The sequence below is a fragment of the Pedobacter sp. genome (genome assembly GCF_965279535.1).
GTDB lineage: Bacteria > Bacteroidota > Bacteroidia > Sphingobacteriales > Sphingobacteriaceae > Pedobacter.
In genome coordinates this window covers 113,876-130,410 of sequence record NZ_OZ257244.1, presented here as the reverse complement: position 1 = coordinate 130,410, position 16,535 = coordinate 113,876, and the positions used below count along the sequence as shown (strand labels likewise).

At 35.9% G+C, this 16,535-nt stretch carries 18 protein-coding genes; 9 read left to right on the top strand and 9 right to left on the bottom strand.

Annotation, left to right across the window (positions count from 1 at the left end; genetic code table 11):
• Nucleotides 1-210: 210 nt before the first annotated feature.
• From ACQY77_RS00485 to ACQY77_RS00475, 3 genes are all read right to left on the bottom strand, one after another.
• Nucleotides 211-1,254 carry a PQQ-dependent sugar dehydrogenase gene (locus tag ACQY77_RS00485; protein WP_421939953.1) on the bottom strand — a complete coding sequence of 348 codons (1,044 nt, stop codon included), beginning with the start codon at nt 1,252-1,254 and terminating at the stop codon, nt 211-213.
• A 319-nt stretch (nt 1,255-1,573) separates the two neighbouring features.
• Complete coding sequence (locus ACQY77_RS00480) at nt 1,574-3,946, bottom strand: endonuclease MutS2 (RefSeq protein WP_421939954.1); 2,373 nt, start codon at nt 3,944-3,946, stop codon at nt 1,574-1,576.
• Nucleotides 3,947-3,948: 2 nt separating this feature from the next.
• Nucleotides 3,949-4,335 carry a DUF4296 domain-containing protein gene (locus ACQY77_RS00475; protein ID WP_421939955.1) on the bottom strand — a complete coding sequence of 129 codons (387 nt, stop codon included), beginning with the start codon at nt 4,333-4,335 and terminating at the stop codon, nt 3,949-3,951.
• Nucleotides 4,336-4,405: 70 nt separating this feature from the next.
• Here ACQY77_RS00475 and ACQY77_RS00470 point away from each other — a divergent pair, with 70 nt between their 5' ends.
• The 4 genes from ACQY77_RS00470 to ACQY77_RS00455 all read left to right on the top strand — a co-directional run bounded on the left by ACQY77_RS00470 (nt 4,406) and on the right by ACQY77_RS00455 (nt 8,106).
• Nucleotides 4,406-5,107 carry a YggS family pyridoxal phosphate-dependent enzyme gene (locus ACQY77_RS00470; RefSeq protein WP_421939956.1) on the top strand — a complete coding sequence of 234 codons (702 nt, stop codon included), beginning with the start codon at nt 4,406-4,408 and terminating at the stop codon, nt 5,105-5,107.
• 2 nt (nt 5,108-5,109) lie between these two features.
• Nucleotides 5,110-5,577, top strand: a complete 468-nt coding sequence (locus ACQY77_RS00465; protein ID WP_421939957.1) for a GNAT family N-acetyltransferase — start codon at nt 5,110-5,112, stop codon at nt 5,575-5,577.
• 1 nt (nt 5,578) lies between these two features.
• The gene (locus ACQY77_RS00460; protein WP_421939958.1) at nt 5,579-6,841 is read left to right on the top strand and encodes an aspartate kinase; all 1,263 of its coding nucleotides are present in this window, start codon (nt 5,579-5,581) and stop codon (nt 6,839-6,841) included.
• An 80-nt stretch (nt 6,842-6,921) separates the two neighbouring features.
• Entirely contained in the window at nt 6,922-8,106 is a 1,185-nt protein-coding gene (locus tag ACQY77_RS00455) for a class I SAM-dependent methyltransferase (protein ID WP_421939959.1), read from the top strand.
• Between the two features lie 65 nt (nt 8,107-8,171).
• Here the strand turns inward: ACQY77_RS00455 and ACQY77_RS00450 are convergent, their stop codons facing one another.
• From ACQY77_RS00450 to ACQY77_RS00435, 4 genes are all read right to left on the bottom strand, one after another.
• Nucleotides 8,172-8,369, bottom strand: coding sequence for a cold-shock protein (locus ACQY77_RS00450; RefSeq protein ID WP_090881608.1), 198 nt, complete (start codon nt 8,367-8,369; stop codon nt 8,172-8,174).
• Between the two features lie 209 nt (nt 8,370-8,578).
• Nucleotides 8,579-9,214: a peroxiredoxin gene (locus tag ACQY77_RS00445; RefSeq protein WP_421939960.1), complete on the bottom strand. Its 636-nt coding sequence runs from the start codon at nt 9,212-9,214 to the stop codon at nt 8,579-8,581.
• Between the two features lie 180 nt (nt 9,215-9,394).
• Entirely contained in the window at nt 9,395-10,495 is a 1,101-nt protein-coding gene (locus tag ACQY77_RS00440) for a trypsin-like peptidase domain-containing protein (RefSeq protein ID WP_421939961.1), read from the bottom strand.
• Nucleotides 10,496-10,500: 5 nt separating this feature from the next.
• On the bottom strand, nt 10,501-11,067 hold the full coding sequence (locus ACQY77_RS00435; protein ID WP_421939962.1) for an RNA polymerase sigma factor: 567 nt from the start codon (nt 11,065-11,067) through the stop codon (nt 10,501-10,503).
• A 201-nt stretch (nt 11,068-11,268) separates the two neighbouring features.
• On the opposite strand from ACQY77_RS00435, the gene ACQY77_RS00430 reads away from it, so the two are divergent.
• The 5 genes from ACQY77_RS00430 (at nt 11,269) to ACQY77_RS00410 (ending at nt 14,363) form a co-directional block, all read left to right on the top strand.
• Nucleotides 11,269-11,487, top strand: a complete 219-nt coding sequence (locus tag ACQY77_RS00430) for a hypothetical protein (RefSeq protein ID WP_421939963.1) — start codon at nt 11,269-11,271, stop codon at nt 11,485-11,487.
• A gap of 153 nt (nt 11,488-11,640) precedes the next feature.
• The gene (locus ACQY77_RS00425) at nt 11,641-11,859 is read left to right on the top strand and encodes a hypothetical protein (RefSeq protein ID WP_421939964.1); all 219 of its coding nucleotides are present in this window, start codon (nt 11,641-11,643) and stop codon (nt 11,857-11,859) included.
• A gap of 124 nt (nt 11,860-11,983) precedes the next feature.
• Nucleotides 11,984-12,205 (top strand): hypothetical protein, encoded by a 222-nt coding sequence (locus ACQY77_RS00420; protein ID WP_421939965.1) that lies wholly within the window; start codon nt 11,984-11,986, stop codon nt 12,203-12,205.
• 171 nt (nt 12,206-12,376) lie between these two features.
• Entirely contained in the window at nt 12,377-13,723 is a 1,347-nt protein-coding gene (purB, locus tag ACQY77_RS00415; protein WP_421939966.1) for an adenylosuccinate lyase, read from the top strand.
• Nucleotides 13,724-13,811: 88 nt separating this feature from the next.
• Complete coding sequence (locus ACQY77_RS00410; protein WP_421939967.1) at nt 13,812-14,363, top strand: NifU family protein; 552 nt, start codon at nt 13,812-13,814, stop codon at nt 14,361-14,363.
• A gap of 95 nt (nt 14,364-14,458) precedes the next feature.
• Here ACQY77_RS00410 and ACQY77_RS00405 read toward each other — a convergent pair whose 3' ends face one another.
• Both ACQY77_RS00405 and ACQY77_RS00400 read right to left on the bottom strand, forming a co-directional pair.
• Complete coding sequence (locus ACQY77_RS00405) at nt 14,459-15,247, bottom strand: inositol monophosphatase family protein (RefSeq protein WP_421942401.1); 789 nt, start codon at nt 15,245-15,247, stop codon at nt 14,459-14,461.
• 28 nt (nt 15,248-15,275) lie between these two features.
• Nucleotides 15,276-16,433: a prolipoprotein diacylglyceryl transferase gene (locus ACQY77_RS00400; RefSeq protein ID WP_421939968.1), complete on the bottom strand. Its 1,158-nt coding sequence runs from the start codon at nt 16,431-16,433 to the stop codon at nt 15,276-15,278.
• Nucleotides 16,434-16,535 lie beyond the last annotated feature (102 nt).

The window sequence follows — 16,535 nt, the reverse complement described above, 5'->3', positions numbered from 1 at the left end:
AATTAATTGGAATTAATCTAAATTACTATTACCTTTGTATCGCAATGACTTACGAGAGAGAAGATAGGAATTTCATACTGCCAACTGATCCCGAATTCCAAAAAGGAATGGGTTATATTTTCAGTTGCACTGCAGAACATAAAAAGTGCTGCAAAAAATATAAAGAAGGTAAACGTTGTAAAAAATGCCCGGGTAGAAAAAAATAATTTTCTATTTGGCTATTTCAATAATCTTGTCATCACCCCCATTACTGGTACAAAAGTATATTTTCCCTTCAGGAGAACTTGTAACGGCTCTTAACCTGCCATAAGTTCCTGAATAAAAATCCTTGGTTTCCATTATCTTGCTTTGCGCATCATCCAGTTTCAACTGCATCAATTTGCTTCCTTTTAAAACAGCCAGCAGCAACGAGTTTTTAAACTGAGGAAGATAATCTGAATTATAATAACTTAAACCACTCGGGGCAATGGTTGGCGTCCAGTTAATTAAAGGTTGTGCCACATTATTGGTTGAGCAAAATGTTTGCTCATTACTTTCATTACAAAATCCCCTCACGGTTGGCCAGCCATAATTTCTTCCTTTTTCAATTATATTGATTTCATCATCAGAATCTGGCCCATGTTCTGAAGAAAATATTTTATTTCCTACCTGAACCAGGCCTTGCGCATTTCTATGTCCCAATGTCCATAATGGATTATTGGGAATTGGATTATCTGCAGGAATGCTGCCATCTAAATTAATCCGTAAAACCTTACCAGCAACCGAATTGTTATTTTGAGGTGTAGAGGTATCAGAAGCATCGCCGGTGGTAATAAATAGCTTTCCGTTACTAATTAATAATCGGGAACCGTTGTGTATAGAAGATGCGGGAATTTGATCTAACAGAATTTGCGGATTGGACAATGCGCCATTACCGTAAGTATAACGAACAACTTTTGATCGATAATTACTGCCGTATCCGTATACAACATATACATATGGATTACTAGCAAAATCAGGATGGAGTGTCATGCCCAGTAATCCTCCTTCTCCGTTAGCGCGAACATCTGCTATCGTAATTACTGGGATAACCTGGCCAGTTGCAGGATTTAGCCTGCTTATTTTACCAGCCTTTTCTGTAAACCAAATGTGATTATCAGGTCCATAAACCAACTCCCAGGGAAGAGCTAAACCGGCTGTAACTACCCTAACTTTTAATTCTGCATCAGGTAAATCTGTAGAACCCTCATCACTTCCATTTTTTTTGCAATTCATACCTATTACAAGTATAAACATGCACAGTAATATTGATTTCATAACCCATAACGTTTTAGAAATAACACCGTTACGGGAAATTGGTTTTAAATAAATCACCCCGTGTTCCGTGACACAAGGAACACTAAAATCAATTCAAATGAACATAAGTAATCCAGTCACCCCGTGGTCCATGACATATGGAACACCAAAATCAATTCAAATAAACGTAAGTAATCCCCTCACCCCGTGGTCCGTGACACACGGAACACTAAAATCAATTCAAATAAACGTAAGTAATCCCGTCACCCCGTGGTCCGTGACACACGGAACACTAAAATTAATTCAAATAAACGTAAGTAATCCCGTCACCACCCCTATCAGCATGCTCATCTTCCATCCGGTTTACCTGGCTATATTTTTTCAGGTATTCCCTGATCATTTTGCGTAGAATACCATCCCCTTTACCATGAATCAGTTTGATGGAGGGAAAGCCCAACATGATGGCTTTATCCAGGTACTTTTCTACTTCAAATAAGGCATCTTCAGTGCGTTTACCCCTTAAGTCTAGTTCAGGTCTGAAAGATGACACAGCATCATTCATTTTACCAGCGAAAGAATTACTTTGAACCACTTTTTTTGCCTGCTTATTGCTGATTTTTTCAACACGGTTCTTTTTCACATTAGAACGAAGATCACCAATGGCTAAAACCAATTCATTACGATTGATTTCCAAAACTTGACCAGTCGTTTCGCTATCGGTAAACTTCACCCAATCTCCGACCTCAATTTCCCCTCCAACCACTACTGGCACAGGTTTTGATTTTTCTTTAGGGATCGTGTTTTTAACCAATTCCTGCTGCAGGTTCTGACGCAATTCTTTGGTTACCAATTTATCAGCCTGCTTTTGCTTAATTTTAGCAATGGTATTCTCTACCAGTTTATTGGCATTTTTAATAATATTCTGAGCCTCTAACTTGGCTTCCTTAATCAATACCTTTTTATTCTCTTCTAAAAAAGCATTTAACTTTTCGTTTTCAGCAAGTAGATTTTTAGCCTTATTTTGCTGGTTAGCCAAACTTACCTTAGTATCGTAGATTGTCTTTTTTTCTCTTTCTAAATCAACTAAAAGCGTATCAATTCTATTTTGATTAGAACCTGTTTTCTGCTTCGCTAACTCGATAACCTGTTTAGGTAAACCGATATTTTGAGCAATCTCAAAAGCATAAGAACTTCCCGGCTTACCCATCTCTAAAATATAGAGTGGCTTCATCTTGGCATTATCAAATAACATCGAGGCATTTTCCAAACCGTCCGTGTTCCCCGCAAACAATTTCAGATTAGAGTAGTGAGTAGTAATCACCCCCCTAACTTTTTTTGTGTTTAATACTTCAAGAACTGCCTCAGCCATTGGCCCACCAAACTGTGGATCTGTCCCGGTTCCAAACTCATCTATCAAAACCAATGTTTTTGGAGAGGCGTGTTCAACAAAGTATTTCATCTTTGTTAAGTGTGCACTATAAGTACTTAAATCGCTTTCAATTGATTGATCGTCACCAATATCAGCAAAAATGTTTTCAAATATCCCAACTTCACTATTGGCATCTACAGGAATTAACAAACCTGTTTGCAGCATAATTTGCAATAAGCCTACCGTTTTCATACAAACAGACTTACCTCCGGCATTGGGCCCTGAAACCAATACTACCCGCGTTTCTGCATTGATTTGAATATTCAGGGGAGTAACAGTCTTTTTCTCTGCGGCTAATGAAAGGGTAAGTAAAGGATGACGTGCATTAATAAGCCTGGTAACGGGCTCTTTGATTAAACCTGGCATTTCAGCCTCAATATCCAAAGCAAATAATGCTTTAGCCCTCACAAAATCCAATTTGGTTAAAAAGCCATGGTATGATAACAACAAAGGAGAATAAGGTCTCAAATCGTCAGTTAAAGCGATTAAAATTCTAATAATCTCTCTCCGTTTATCAAATTCTAAATCCCTTAACTTATTATTGAGCGTAAAAACTTCTTCCGGCTCAATATATACTGTTTGTCCGGTAGCAGATTCATCATGAACAAAACCTTTTAATTTTCTTTTGTTCTCCGCTAAAATCGGAATACACATTCTGCCATCACGGATCGTTAAACTTCCATCCGCGACCCAGTTACTTGCGATGGCCTGTTTGTAAATGGCATCCATACGCTTCCGTACATCTTGTTCCGTTTTGCTAATCGAAGACGTAATTTCCTGAAGTTCCTTAGAAGCATTAGGTTTGATCTTCCCTTTTGGATCAATTACCATTTCGATCTTCCTTAAAATGGTTTTTTCGATGGGAAGATGCTCAAACAAGGCCTCTAGTGTAGGATAAACCTCCGCCCTTTCCTCAAAAAAACGAAGCACAGAAAACACTGTTTGTAACGAGGTATATACCTGAAACCACTCATCCTCTAAAAGATAAGTACCCTCAACCCTGATTTTATCAACCAGTGATTTAATATCAAAAAAAGTATTGATCTGAAGCGGTTCCTGATTTGCCAGGATGCTTTTAAACTCATTCGTTTGTCGCAGGAATTTATCTATCTGATCAAAACGGTTCATGACCTGCATTTTCTGAACCATATTCTGCCCCATAGGGCTTAAACAATGCTTACTTATGAGCTGCCTGATTTCTACAAAACCTAAACGCTCTAAACAATTTTCAGGATACAACATATTTATTTCACAGGTGCAGCTTCCTGCAGTTTAGGCTTCGCTAACGATGCAGAATCTGCCCGCTGCATTTTTGCTTTTTGAGCATCTAATTTCTTAGATACATTTTTATAAATCTTTTCTAACTCTTCAGGATTATTATTGTAATAGGTTAAACTCCTGAAATAGGAAGCCGAATCGATTTTAAACTTTTTATAAATACCTATATAATATGCAGCCGCTACCCGTCTGGCGGAATCGGGTATATATATAGTAGATAGATAACCGTCTACTATATGCATATCGTAAACAATTTTCTCCATTTTATCCGGCTTTATGATATTTTCCGGTATACCCGGTTTGCAACCTAAAGCCAATAATGAAGCCACAAAAACCCACATTAATCTCTTCATGCTTGAATTAAAACATTATTTTTTGCCCAAATTGCGGCAAGGTTATTAATTTTACCAAAAATAGTTATAAATGAGCATAGCTGATAATCTTAAACAATATAAAAGTGAAGTGGAGACGGATGGAGTTACTTTGGTAGCCGTTTCAAAAACACAACCAGTAGCATCGATCTTAGAGGCATACGAAGCCGGACAACGCATTTTTGGTGAAAATCTGGTACAGGAAATGGTCGATAAAGCCCAGGAATTACCTCAAGACATCGAATGGCATTTAATTGGTCATTTACAAACCAATAAAGTGAAATACATTGCGCCCTTTGTAAAACTCATTCATGGTGTAGATAGCTTAAAGCTCCTGCAGGAAATCAACAAACAAGCGGCAAAGAATAAACGCATAATTGATTGTTTATTACAGGTTTACATCGCAGATGAGGATACCAAATTCGGATTAGGTTTTGATGAGGTGGTAGAATTATTACGTTCTGAAGAATATAGCCAGTTAGAAAACGTTCGCATTGTGGGTTTGATGGGAATTGCAACGAATACTAAAAATGAAAAACAGATTGCTGTGGAATTTAATGAATTAAAAGTATTTTTTGACGGCATAAAAGTAAGTTTCTTTAGAAAGGATGAAGCTTTTAAAGAGCTTTCTATGGGCATGAGTGCCGATTATAAGCTGGCCATCGAAGAAGGCAGCACAATGGTGCGTATAGGAAGCAGCATCTTCGGTAAGCGCATAATTAAACATTTTAAAACAGACATTTCGGCAAACTAAATATGGAAATAAAATTAAGATTAGCAGAAGCAAAAGACTGCCCTCAAATATTAGCTTTAATTAATGAGCTTGCTGTATATGAACGTGCCCCCGAAGAAGTAACAGTAGATTTAGAACACTTTACCGACTCGGGTTTTGGTAAAAATCCGGTGTGGAAAGCTTACGTGGCCGAAGCAGATAATAAAGTAATTGGCTTTGCACTCTTTTATACCCGTTATTCTACCTGGAAAGGTTGCAGACTCTACTTAGAAGATTTTATCGTAACTGAAGAATACCGTGGAAAAGGAGTAGGAAAAATTCTTTTCGAGAAAGTAATCGAAGAATCCAGGAATGGAAATTACCATGGCATGGTATGGCAGGTACTAGACTGGAATGAGCCTGCAATTAATTTTTACAACAAATATAACGCGACATTAGAAAGTGGTTGGCTAAACGCTGCTTTATCAACTGAGCAGGTTAAAGCATTTTAATATGGATATTTTTAAATTTGGTGGAGCTTCGGTTAAAGATGCTGAAGGCGTAAAAAATGTAGCCAATATCATTCGTGATTACAAAAAAGGAGATTTGCTGGTCGTTATTTCTGCTATGGGCAAAATCACCAATAAACTGGAAGAGCTAACCTATGCCTATTTATCTCAAAGTGAAAATACTCATGCCATTTTTGAGGAAATAAAACATTTCCATTTTCAGCTTATCGACGAACTGTTTCAGGGAAAAGCCAATCCGGTTTACGATGATGTAGCCAATACTTTTGTAGAAATTGATTGGTTAATTGAAGATGAACCTGATAACGATCCGGATTATATTTATGACCAGATTGTATCTGTCGGTGAAGTCGTTTCCACTAAAATTGTAGCTGCGTGGTTAAATGAATGTGGAAATAAAGCGCTGTGGACAGATGCAAGAAACTATATTCAAACTGATAATAGTTATCGTGAAGGAAAAGTAAACTGGCCTAAAACCCACCAGATTATCAAAAAAGAACTTGTTCCGTTATTGGCAGAAAACATTATCATTACCCAGGGGTTTATTGGAGGCACCAGCGAAAATTACACCACAACACTAGGAAGAGAAGGCTCTGATTATTCGGCAGCTATTTTTGCATCTTGCTTAGATGCTGCAGCGGTAACCATCTGGAAAGATGTTCCCGGTGTGCTAAATGCAGACCCGAAATGGTTTGATGAGACCGAAAAAATCCCTCATCTCTCCTATCACGATGCCATTGAACTCACCTATTATGGCGCAACAGTAATCCACCCGAAAACAATCAAACCACTCCAAAATAAAGGAATTCCATTATTTGTACGCTCTTTTCTTCAGCCAGAGGGTACAGGAACGGCGATTACTAAAGAAAATAACCCCTTACCAGTACCCTCTTTCATTTTTAAAGTAAACCAGGCCTTAATCTCCATATTCCCTAAAGATTATTCATTCATTATCGAGGAGAACCTGAGCAATATATTTGAACTGTTTCATACACATAAGATTAAAATCAACACGATGCTTAATTCAGCCATCAGTTTTTCAGTAAGTGTTGATGATCAGTCAGATAAGATAGAAAAACTGATTAAAGACCTGTCATCAGAATTTACAATCAAATATAATAAGGGTTTAGAATTAGTTACTATCCGTTACTATAATCAACAAACAATAGAGAGAGTTACGTTAGAAAAAGATATCTTACTAGAAGTCAAGAGCAGACATACCTGTCAAATGGTAATGAAAAATAAGTAGTCTCAAAGCTGAAACTAGACGAAATCTTGCTACCTATACCCTTTACTTGATTCTTGATACTAAATGCTTGATACTAAAAAATGAACAACCATCTTTTAGCCCCGGAAGTCCAAACTTACATCTCCGAAAATTTAAATGCAGATGTAAGCAAGGTTGCATTGTCTAAAAGTCCTTTTGAACATATTTCGGCAACCGAAATAGCGGCACAAATAGCAGCAAAGAAAAAATCAGAAAAAAAACTTCCAACCTGGTACAATACCAAAAGTATTTACTATCCAACTACTTTATCTATTGAACAAACTTCATCAGAAATAGCCGCTGCCTATAAATCCAAACTGGCTCGAGGAAAAACCCTGATAGATCTTACCGGAGGCTTTGGGGTAGACAGCTACTATTTCTCTAAAAACATCGAAACTGTTACCCATTGTGAGATTAATCCCGATTTATCGGATATTGCAAAACACAATGCCAGTCAGCTGGGAGCACACAATATCATCTTCTATTCTGGAAATGGTATAGATCTCCTGAAAGAAACTTCTGCTAAATATGATACTATTTACATAGATCCCGCCCGGCGAGCAGAACAGGGAAAGGTTTTTATGCTTAAAGACTGCACACCAGATGTAGTCACCAATCTCGACCTGCTCTTATCGAAATCTGATCGGATCCTCATTAAAACAGCACCGCTGCTGGATATTACTGCAGGTTTATCAGAATTAAAAAATGTAACTGAGATTCACATTGTAAGCATCAGGAATGAATGCAAGGAAATTTTATGGGTGGTTGAAGCCAATGCCAGCGCTAACCCTAAAATCTGTGCCATCACACTCAATGAAAAAGAAAAAGTATTCTCCTTTTTCAAATCACAAAGTGATTCACCTTCCCCCTATATCCAGGACCTTACTGTTAACGATTACCTCTACGAGCCGGATGCCGCCCTGTTAAAGTCAGGTGCATTTAACCTCATTGGTCAACAATACCAACTGGAAAAGCTGCATCCACAAACTCAGCTATATACTTCAGCAAGTATAAATCCGAATTTCCCGGGTCGTATTTTTAAGATTGAAGAGATTTATTCCGCAAAGGATTTAAAACTACTTAAAACACTCCGTGGAAATGTAATTGTTAGAAACTATCCTGCAAAACCTGAAGACCTGATAAAAAAATATAAAATTAAGCCGGATAAAGTGCAGTTCTTAATTTTCACTAAAACTACAAATGCTGTCAATATTATTTTAAGAACAACCATTCTTCAGTATTACTAAAAAATAAAGCCTCCCCATCTGGGAAGGCTTCATGTTAGGGATGAAAATTAGATATAATTTTGTGCCTAAACTTTCTTTACGTTTACTGCTTGTAAACCTTTTCTGCCGTCGGCTACTTCGTATTCCACTGTGTCGTTTTCCTTCAAGCTGTCAATGCCGCCAACTACGTCTTTAAAATGTACAAATAAGTCTTTATTGTCTTCTTGCACAATAAATCCGAAGCCTTTTTGAGTGTTAAACCATTTAACTTTTCCGGTTGCCATAAAAAAATAAAAAAATGTATAAAATAAATAAACTATTTATGCTTTGATCAGCATTTCTTTAAACCAATTGGAAAATAAAATCAATTCAACAATCAGATTAAGCGTTAATATTGAAACAAAACTATCAAATATAATAATTTACCAATATAATGCAAGTGAATTTTCCGCAATACATAATAAAGTTGCAATCGGGTAACGCTTATACAATTTTATTTATTGGGTTGAGGCGTTGTCCGCAAATACGGTTTAATCACCTGGTGTCCCTTAGGAAATTTAGCAGGTATGTCTTCAGTTTTGATACTGTTTACAACAATAACATCTTCTCCATCCTTCCAATCTGCAGGAGTAGCCACACTATAGTTTGCTGTAAGTTGTAGCGAATCAATAACCCTTAAAACCTCATTAAAATTTCTTCCTGTTGAAGCCGGATAAGTGATGATCAATTTTACCTTTTTATCCGGACCGATCACAAAAAGTGATCTTACGGTTAAAGTTTCAGAAGCATTCGGATGGATCATGTCATAAAGATCTGCTACTTTGCGTTCCGGGTCCGCAATGATTGGAAATTCAACGCTCGTGTTTTGCGTCTCATTAATATCATTGATCCAGCCTTTATGAGATTCAGCAGAATCTACACTCAATGCCAATACCTTTACATTGCGCTTTTCGAATTCACCTTTAAGCGCAGCCGTTCTTCCTAACTCTGTAGTACATACCGGTGTGTAATCTGCAGGATGAGAAAATAAAACACCCCATCCATCTCCCAAATATTCGTAAAAATCAATTTTACCTATTGATGTTTCCGCCTGAAAATTCGGGGCAACATCTCCTAATCTTATACTCATAGTAGTTATTTATTTTAAGTGATTTAAACAAAGCTAAACAATAGTATACTAAATACATAGATTTTATATTTATTTAAGACATTTAAATGATAGACCGTCTAACCGGCGAAGGTTATAAAGCAAAAAACCCTAAAGGGATTAGCCTGAAGGGTTTTAAGAATATTAATTTGTTTGGGTAAATTAATTATAAACCTTAATCATAAATACGTAATCCTGCAATTTTTCAATCTGTTTGGTACGTTTCATTCCCGATAATAAACTTCTTTTATTTGCAGATAAGCGATTATCGCCTAATGAATCCTGAGGGATAGCACGCATGGCTTCTAAAATGTATTTCGATTTGATGGCAAATGCAGCACCTTCTGTTTGATCTTGCTTGCCGCTGATAATACCCACAAGATTACCATTATTATCTAAAAGCGGGCCTCCACTATTACCTGGATTCACTAAAATAGATACCTGATATTGTGTTGTATCTCCGATAAACCCAGTTTTAGAACTTACAGACCCTTCGCCCAGTACGATATCATCTTTAGGATATCCTAAAGTATATACACTCTCACCCAAGCCAGAGATACTCTTTTTTATAGTATAAGGAATAGTAGATAAATGATTGAAATTTTTATCGCTGATCTTTAAGATCGCAATATCATTTTGAGAATCAGTATAAACCGGTTTCACTTTGAATGATTCACCTTTATTATTCTGAACATATAAAGAATCAGCGCCATTTACAACGTGTAGATTGGTTAAGATATATCCATTGGTAGAAACGGCGAAACCCGTTCCGCCAAAATTTCCTGGATTTACATTCTTGGATGCAGCATTAGAATTATTAGACTGAATTGTTCTGATTAAGCTGTTTTGAGATTTTTTCACCTTTGAAAGCTCTCTGCTCACTTGTTCATAACGGTCTTCCTGCTTACTATTATGCTGAATAGAATAAATAGAAACTAAAGAAAGAACCAAAAATGAAGCAGCTACAGCAATAGCCGATTTATGCTTACGCCATAATTGTACAACTTTTGAAGGATGTGGCCTTAAATCTGTGGCCAATGCTTCTACATCAATTTCTTCGTGTATGCTATTTAATTGTTCTTTCAAACGCAACTGAGCAGCAAAGCCTTCCATAGACTGAAGAAAGAATTTATGGGAAACTACTTTATGATCAACGCTGGCATCACTGCGCCTTAATTGTTCAAAAGCCTCCATTTCTTCTGCATTCAGTTTACCTAAAAGATAATCCTCAATAATTGCATCTAATTCTAAATCGTTTCTCATTTCAATTATGGTTGAAAAAATATTTTCTTTAATCGTTGCAGGCATTTATACTTTTGTGTCTTCGCATTATCGGTATTGGTATAACCGAATTTTTCGCAAATATCCTGCATTGATAAATTATGGATATAAAAATCCTGAATAATGGTTTTACAAGGCTCACCTAAATGATTAAGAGCAGATTGCATTTTTACAAATTGCAAATCCTTCTCTTCATGATTCTCTACATCCTCTTCAACAGCGAAGACATCTTCATAATCATTGATATTTCCTGTCTTCTTACTGTTCTGGGTTAATTTCTTAAGCCAGATTCTTCTGCATACAGAATAGATATAAGTTTTAAGTTTACTGCTGAGCTCAAAATTACCTGCCTTAACTTTGTTATATAAAATAATAATGGCTTCCTGATAAACATCTTTTGCATCGTCTTCATCACCGTTATTATTTAAGATAAACTGCAAAACCATCGCAAAGTATCCCTTGTATAACTTATTAAGTGTATCTTCTGAGTTATTTAGAATACCTAATATAACCTCTCTATCCGTTGGAACTGAACTCTTTAAACTGTTATTCACTAGTTAATACGTTTTTCTATAAATAGTAACCCAATATTAGTAAAAATATTTATAGCTACTGCTTTGCTTAATACAACTAACTTATAAAGGGTAACCTCTGCACCCAGAAAAAAATAATTTCATCTTTTTTTAAAATATTCGGGTTACCTTTTTACCTTTGCGGCATTAACGTTAAATTAATTACTTAAAAAATTCGAAAAAATGAAAAATGCATTCAAATTAGGCTTTTTAGCTTTAGCTTTATCTTTATCAGTTGTTGCTTGTAACTCAGAAAAAAAAGCTGAAGGTACTGATACTACTGTAACTGATTCTTCAACTATCGTTACTGATACTAACAAAGTTGATACTACAGTTACTGATTCAACTGTAAAAGATACTGCTGTTAAAACTACTACTACTACTGAAGAAGTTAAACACTAGTCTAATTTAACTCATAAAAAAAGCCTTTCTGAGCAATCAGGAAGGCTTTTTCATTTTATTTTATTTTTTTTTAATTTCTTGGGTTACCTTTTACGGTTACCGGTATTAACAAGAGTAAATTAATTAATTACTTAAAACAAAAATTCTAGAAAAATGAAAAATGCATTCAAATTAGGCTTCTTAGCTTTAGCTTTATCTTTATCAGTTGTTGCTTGTAACTCAGAAAAAAAAGCTGACGGTGCTGATACTACTTTAACTGATTCTTCAACTATCGTTACTGATACTAACAAAGTTGATACTACAGTTACTGATTCAACTGTAAAAGATACTACTGTTAAAACTACTACTACTACTGAAGAAGTTAAACACTAGTCTAATTTAACTCATAAAAAAAATGCCTTAGAAATTCTAAGGCATTTTTTTTGCTTATAACCTGGGTTACTTTTTCATTTTCAGGGTATTAATAATAAATATTAACCCTAAAACAATTATCAATATGAAAAATGCATTCAAATTAGGCTTCTTAGCCCTGGCTTTATCTTTAACTGTTGCAGCTTGTGGTGGATCAGGCAAAAAAGATGGTGGTGCTGATACTACAGTTACAGATTCATCAACAATTATTACTGATACTACATCTGTAGATACTACTGTAAAAGATTCTACAGTAAAAGATACTACTGTTAAAGCAACAACTGAAAAAACTGAGGTTAAACCTTAGTCTAACTTTAATAAAATCTTTAAAATGGTTAAGCTTAACTGCTTAACCATTTTTTATTTAATGCGATTAGAGGAATAACATGCCTTTTTCTCCTCCTAAGCATTTCTTTCACAATTTACCACTTAAAGTCCCTCAATTGTAGTAAATTTGCGGCAAAATATAATCCGCATAATGAATTTAACCCCTTTACAAGCTATTTCACCTGTTGATGGTAGATACAGAAAGACAACTGAAAGTTTAGCTAAATACTTTTCTGAAGAGGCATTGATTAAATATCGTGTTTTTGTAGAAATTGAATACTTTATTGCGCTATGCGAAATCAATCTACCCGGACTTGAAAACTTTAACAAAGGTCTTTATGCCGAATTGAGAAAAATACATGAAAATTTTTCTGAAACTGATGCCTTAGAGGTTAAGGAAACAGAAAAAGTAACCAATCATGATGTAAAAGCAGTTGAGTACTTTATCAAAAGTAAATTCGATGCATTATCCTTAGAGGAGTACAAAGAATTCATTCACTTCGGACTAACTTCTCAAGACATCAATAACACAGCTATCCCCTATTCTGTTAAATTAGCATTACAAGAAAGTTATTTCCCTGCACTGAATGATTTAATTAAAAAGATTAATGAATTAGCAGTTGAATGGAAAGAAATTCCAATGTTGGCGCATACCCACGGGCAACCGGCTTCTCCAACTAAACTGGGAAAAGAATTCCTCGTTTTTGCAGACCGATTATTAATCCAGTTAGAAAATTTAAAATCCATTCCAAACAGTGCAAAATTTGGTGGTGCAACTGGTAACTTCAATGCCCATCATATCGCATACCCACAAGTTAAATGGATAGACTTTTCAAATGCATTCGTAAATGAAACCCTGGGATTATCAAGAGCACAACATACTACACAAATTGAGCACTATGATCAGTTTGCTGCGCAATGTGATGCTTTAAAACGAATAAACAATATTATTATTGATTTAGATCGGGACATTTGGACTTATATCTCTAAGAATTATTTTAAGCAAAAGATCAAGGCTGGAGAAATCGGTTCATCGGCTATGCCTCACAAAGTTAATCCAATCGACTTTGAAAATGCCGAAGGTAATGCTGGCATTGCCAATGCATTGTTTGAGTTTTTTGCCGCTAAGCTTCCAATTTCGAGACTACAGAGAGACCTTACAGACTCTACTGTTTTAAGAAACATTGGTGTTCCTTTGGCGCATACTTTAATTGCAATCCATTCAACCCTTCGCGGTTTAAACAAAATATTATTGAATGAAGCTGCTCTGCATGCAGATTTAGACGACAATTGGGCGGTAGTTGCCGAGGCAATTCAAACCGTTTTGCGCAGAGAGAATTATCCAAACCCATATGAAGCATTGAAAGAATTAACCAGAACTAATTCAAAAATCAATGCTGAAAGTATCGCGAACTTCATTGAGGGTTTAACTGTAACAGAAGAAATAAAAACACAATTGAGAACCATTACACCTTTCAACTATACAGGCCTTTACTAAGGTAAATTAAATTGACGCTAAACAGACAGCTCAAAAAATTTTAATTGATAGGTAATTGTTAATTTTGTTTATTCTAATTGATTAAGACATGACTATTAACGTATATACAGAACAAACGCCAAATCCAGCAACCATGAAATTCATGGTTAACAAGCTGTTGATTAACGGTAGTGAAGATTTTGCAACCAAAGAAAGTGCAGAACATTCACCGTTCGCCAAAGAGTTATTTAAGTTTAGCTTCGTTTCAGGTGTATTTTTTGCAAGTAATTTTGTAACCATCACGAAAACAGAAGATGCAGAATGGCCTGATATTGAGCCTATTTTAAAAGAGTTCGTTAAAGGGGCAGTAGAATCTGAACTGAAAATTAAAGAGGCTTCTGCCGAAGAAGCACCTGTTTTTGAGGGTTCTGAAACTGAAATTAAAATCCAGCAAATTTTACATGATTACGTGCGCCCTGCTGTTGAGCAAGATGGTGGTGCAATTACCTATAAATCATTTGATGAAGGCGTAGTTACTGTTGAATTGAGAGGATCATGCAGTGGTTGCCCGTCTTCAACCATTACCCTTAAATCAGGTATTCAAAATCTTTTACAAAGAATGGTACCTGAAGTTAAAGAAGTAGTTTCTGAAGCACTATAATTAAGCATTTTTCATAGTTTCTATAATTTGAAAGGGTTCGAACATTGTTCGAACCCTTTCTTTTTTAACTATGTATATTAATTATTATAACGTTATTAAAAGTATTTTTTGATGGCCGAGAGCATTTCGTTTGAAAGCCTGGCATTGGTAGCCACAATCTCCCGCTTATTAAAATACTCGTTCCCACCTGAAAAGTCGAAAATTTCACCACCTGCCTGCTGAATAATAAAACATCCAGCCGCAAAATCCCACTGTTGCAGATTGTATTCGAAAAAGGCATCAAATCTTCCACATGCCACATAAACTAAATCAACCGCCGCAGCACCAATCCTCCTTACACCATGACTCTTTTGCATCATTTCTGTTAAAAGCTGAACATACTGCGCCTGTTTATCAAATTGATAATAGGGGAAGCCAGTGGCCAATAAGCTTGATTGTAAATCTGGATTACCAGAAACCCGTATCTCCTTTTTGTTAAGATAAGCCTTTCCTCCCTTATAGGCATAAAACATTTCTGCCCTGTTTAACTCATAAACCACACCTATAACCGGTACTCCATCTTCATAAAGGGCTACACTAATGGCATAGGTAGGAATTCCATGAATAAAATTGGTTGTTCCATCCAATGGATCGATAATCCATTTGTACGTTTTTCCTTCCCTATTGATGGTTTTCTCTTCAGTTAGAAATCCTGCATCGGGAATAAGCTTTTCAAGATTTTGAACAAGTTTCTGCTCTGCGGTTTTATCCACGTAAGAAACCATATCGTTTAAACCTTTATATTCAATTTTTTCAAGATCGAATTGCATGGCTTCTTTACGGATAAAATTTCCGGTGAGCCTAACAATAGAGATCACTTTATTGCATAGTAATTCGTAATTCATCATTATTTAAGGTAATGTGAAGTGATCGTTATTGCTTCAATTCAAATTCATTTTTATTTCTTAACGAATAAATACAAAGTGCAGCTCCACCGATCACTAAAAATGTAGAAATCATTTCAGCTTGTGTAAATGACAAGCCAAAAGCATGATATTTTGAATTCACGCGAATCAATTCAATACAGAAGCGTTCAATACCGTTCAGGATCATGTAGATACCAAACATCAGTCCCGGCGCTTTTATCTTATCCCTGATGCTCCACAAAAAGGCAAAGAGTAATAAACAAACAATTACTTCATATAGCGGTGTAGGATAAACACCCTGTGGCAGTTCATTACAGTACTTACCTACACAATTTGGGATTGGAATCCCTTCACTAACCACGTTATTTGGATATTTATAAGACCATAGCCAATCCGGTAACCAGCCAAAGGGCTTGGGATTGGTATTTACAATGCCCCAATCACCATCTCCCGACATATGGCAGCCGATACGTCCAACTGCATAAGCCAACATCATACCCGGACCGCCAACATCGAGCATATGCAAAGGTTTTATTCCATTCTTCCTGGCTATATACAATACGGCAGCTCCACCACAAATTAAGCCTCCATAAAAGGTTAAACCACTAAATGAAAGTAATCGTTCGATGGGATGTTGAACAAAATCATCCCAATATTCTAAATTATCAAAAAATTTCGCACCCAGAAACCCCCAAATGGCGGCCCAAACAACCAGGTTACTCATTAATTGATAAGGATGAACCAAAACTCTCGTTTCCTTAGGTTTATCGAGTTTATTTTTTTCTTTTTCTTTATAATCCCAATACGCAAATAATCCGGCGAAAAACAAACCACCTAAAATATTTCCTTTTGCCGACATTAAAATCGATTGCGCATCACTGACAAACATTTTATAGTTAACTAATGCATAAACCAATTTATACCCAATTAAAAAGCCAAATAAGCCATTTAGAATTAACTCAGAAACAGTAGCGGGTTTGCCAATAATAATCGTTTTTTGAACAGGATGCAAAATACCCAGAGCCTCTTTGCGCTTTAACTCTTTAGTAAATGCCCAATATCCAGCTACAAAAGCTAATGCAACAAATACACCGAAAGTATTAAAGGGTAATGGTAAATTAATGCCTAAAAAATACTCAAGAAAATGTGATACGGTAGGAAACATATAAATAATTTGTTGCGAAGATAGTAAACAAAGCTGAAAGGCTAAACACTAAGATGTTGATGAAAAGGAATATTTTAAGCGTAAGCAAGGAAAAAGAAAACA

Coding starts and splice junctions, on each gene's coding strand:
- ACQY77_RS00445 (WP_421939960.1), bottom strand. CDS start 9,214: ATGAGTATAAGATTAGGAGATGTTGCCCCGAATTTTCAGGCGGAAACA.
- ACQY77_RS00405 (WP_421942401.1), bottom strand. CDS start 15,247: ATGAATTACGAATTACTATGCAATAAAGTGATCTCTATTGTTAGGCTC.
- ACQY77_RS00475 (WP_421939955.1), bottom strand. CDS start 4,335: ATGAAGAGATTAATGTGGGTTTTTGTGGCTTCATTATTGGCTTTAGGT.
- ACQY77_RS00420 (WP_421939965.1), top strand. CDS start 11,984: ATGAAAAATGCATTCAAATTAGGCTTCTTAGCCCTGGCTTTATCTTTA.
- ACQY77_RS00450 (WP_090881608.1), bottom strand. CDS start 8,369: ATGGCAACCGGAAAAGTTAAATGGTTTAACACTCAAAAAGGCTTCGGA.
- purB (WP_421939966.1), top strand. CDS start 12,377: ATGAATTTAACCCCTTTACAAGCTATTTCACCTGTTGATGGTAGATAC.
- ACQY77_RS00440 (WP_421939961.1), bottom strand. CDS start 10,495: ATGAGAAACGATTTAGAATTAGATGCAATTATTGAGGATTATCTTTTA.
- ACQY77_RS00480 (WP_421939954.1), bottom strand. CDS start 3,946: ATGTTGTATCCTGAAAATTGTTTAGAGCGTTTAGGTTTTGTAGAAATC.
- ACQY77_RS00410 (WP_421939967.1), top strand. CDS start 13,812: ATGACTATTAACGTATATACAGAACAAACGCCAAATCCAGCAACCATG.
- ACQY77_RS00460 (WP_421939958.1), top strand. CDS start 5,579: ATGGATATTTTTAAATTTGGTGGAGCTTCGGTTAAAGATGCTGAAGGC.
- ACQY77_RS00470 (WP_421939956.1), top strand. CDS start 4,406: ATGAGCATAGCTGATAATCTTAAACAATATAAAAGTGAAGTGGAGACG.
- ACQY77_RS00400 (WP_421939968.1), bottom strand. CDS start 16,433: ATGTTTCCTACCGTATCACATTTTCTTGAGTATTTTTTAGGCATTAAT.
- ACQY77_RS00425 (WP_421939964.1), top strand. CDS start 11,641: ATGAAAAATGCATTCAAATTAGGCTTCTTAGCTTTAGCTTTATCTTTA.
- ACQY77_RS00485 (WP_421939953.1), bottom strand. CDS start 1,254: ATGAATTGCAAAAAAAATGGAAGTGATGAGGGTTCTACAGATTTACCT.
- ACQY77_RS00455 (WP_421939959.1), top strand. CDS start 6,922: ATGAACAACCATCTTTTAGCCCCGGAAGTCCAAACTTACATCTCCGAA.
- ACQY77_RS00430 (WP_421939963.1), top strand. CDS start 11,269: ATGAAAAATGCATTCAAATTAGGCTTTTTAGCTTTAGCTTTATCTTTA.
- ACQY77_RS00465 (WP_421939957.1), top strand. CDS start 5,110: ATGGAAATAAAATTAAGATTAGCAGAAGCAAAAGACTGCCCTCAAATA.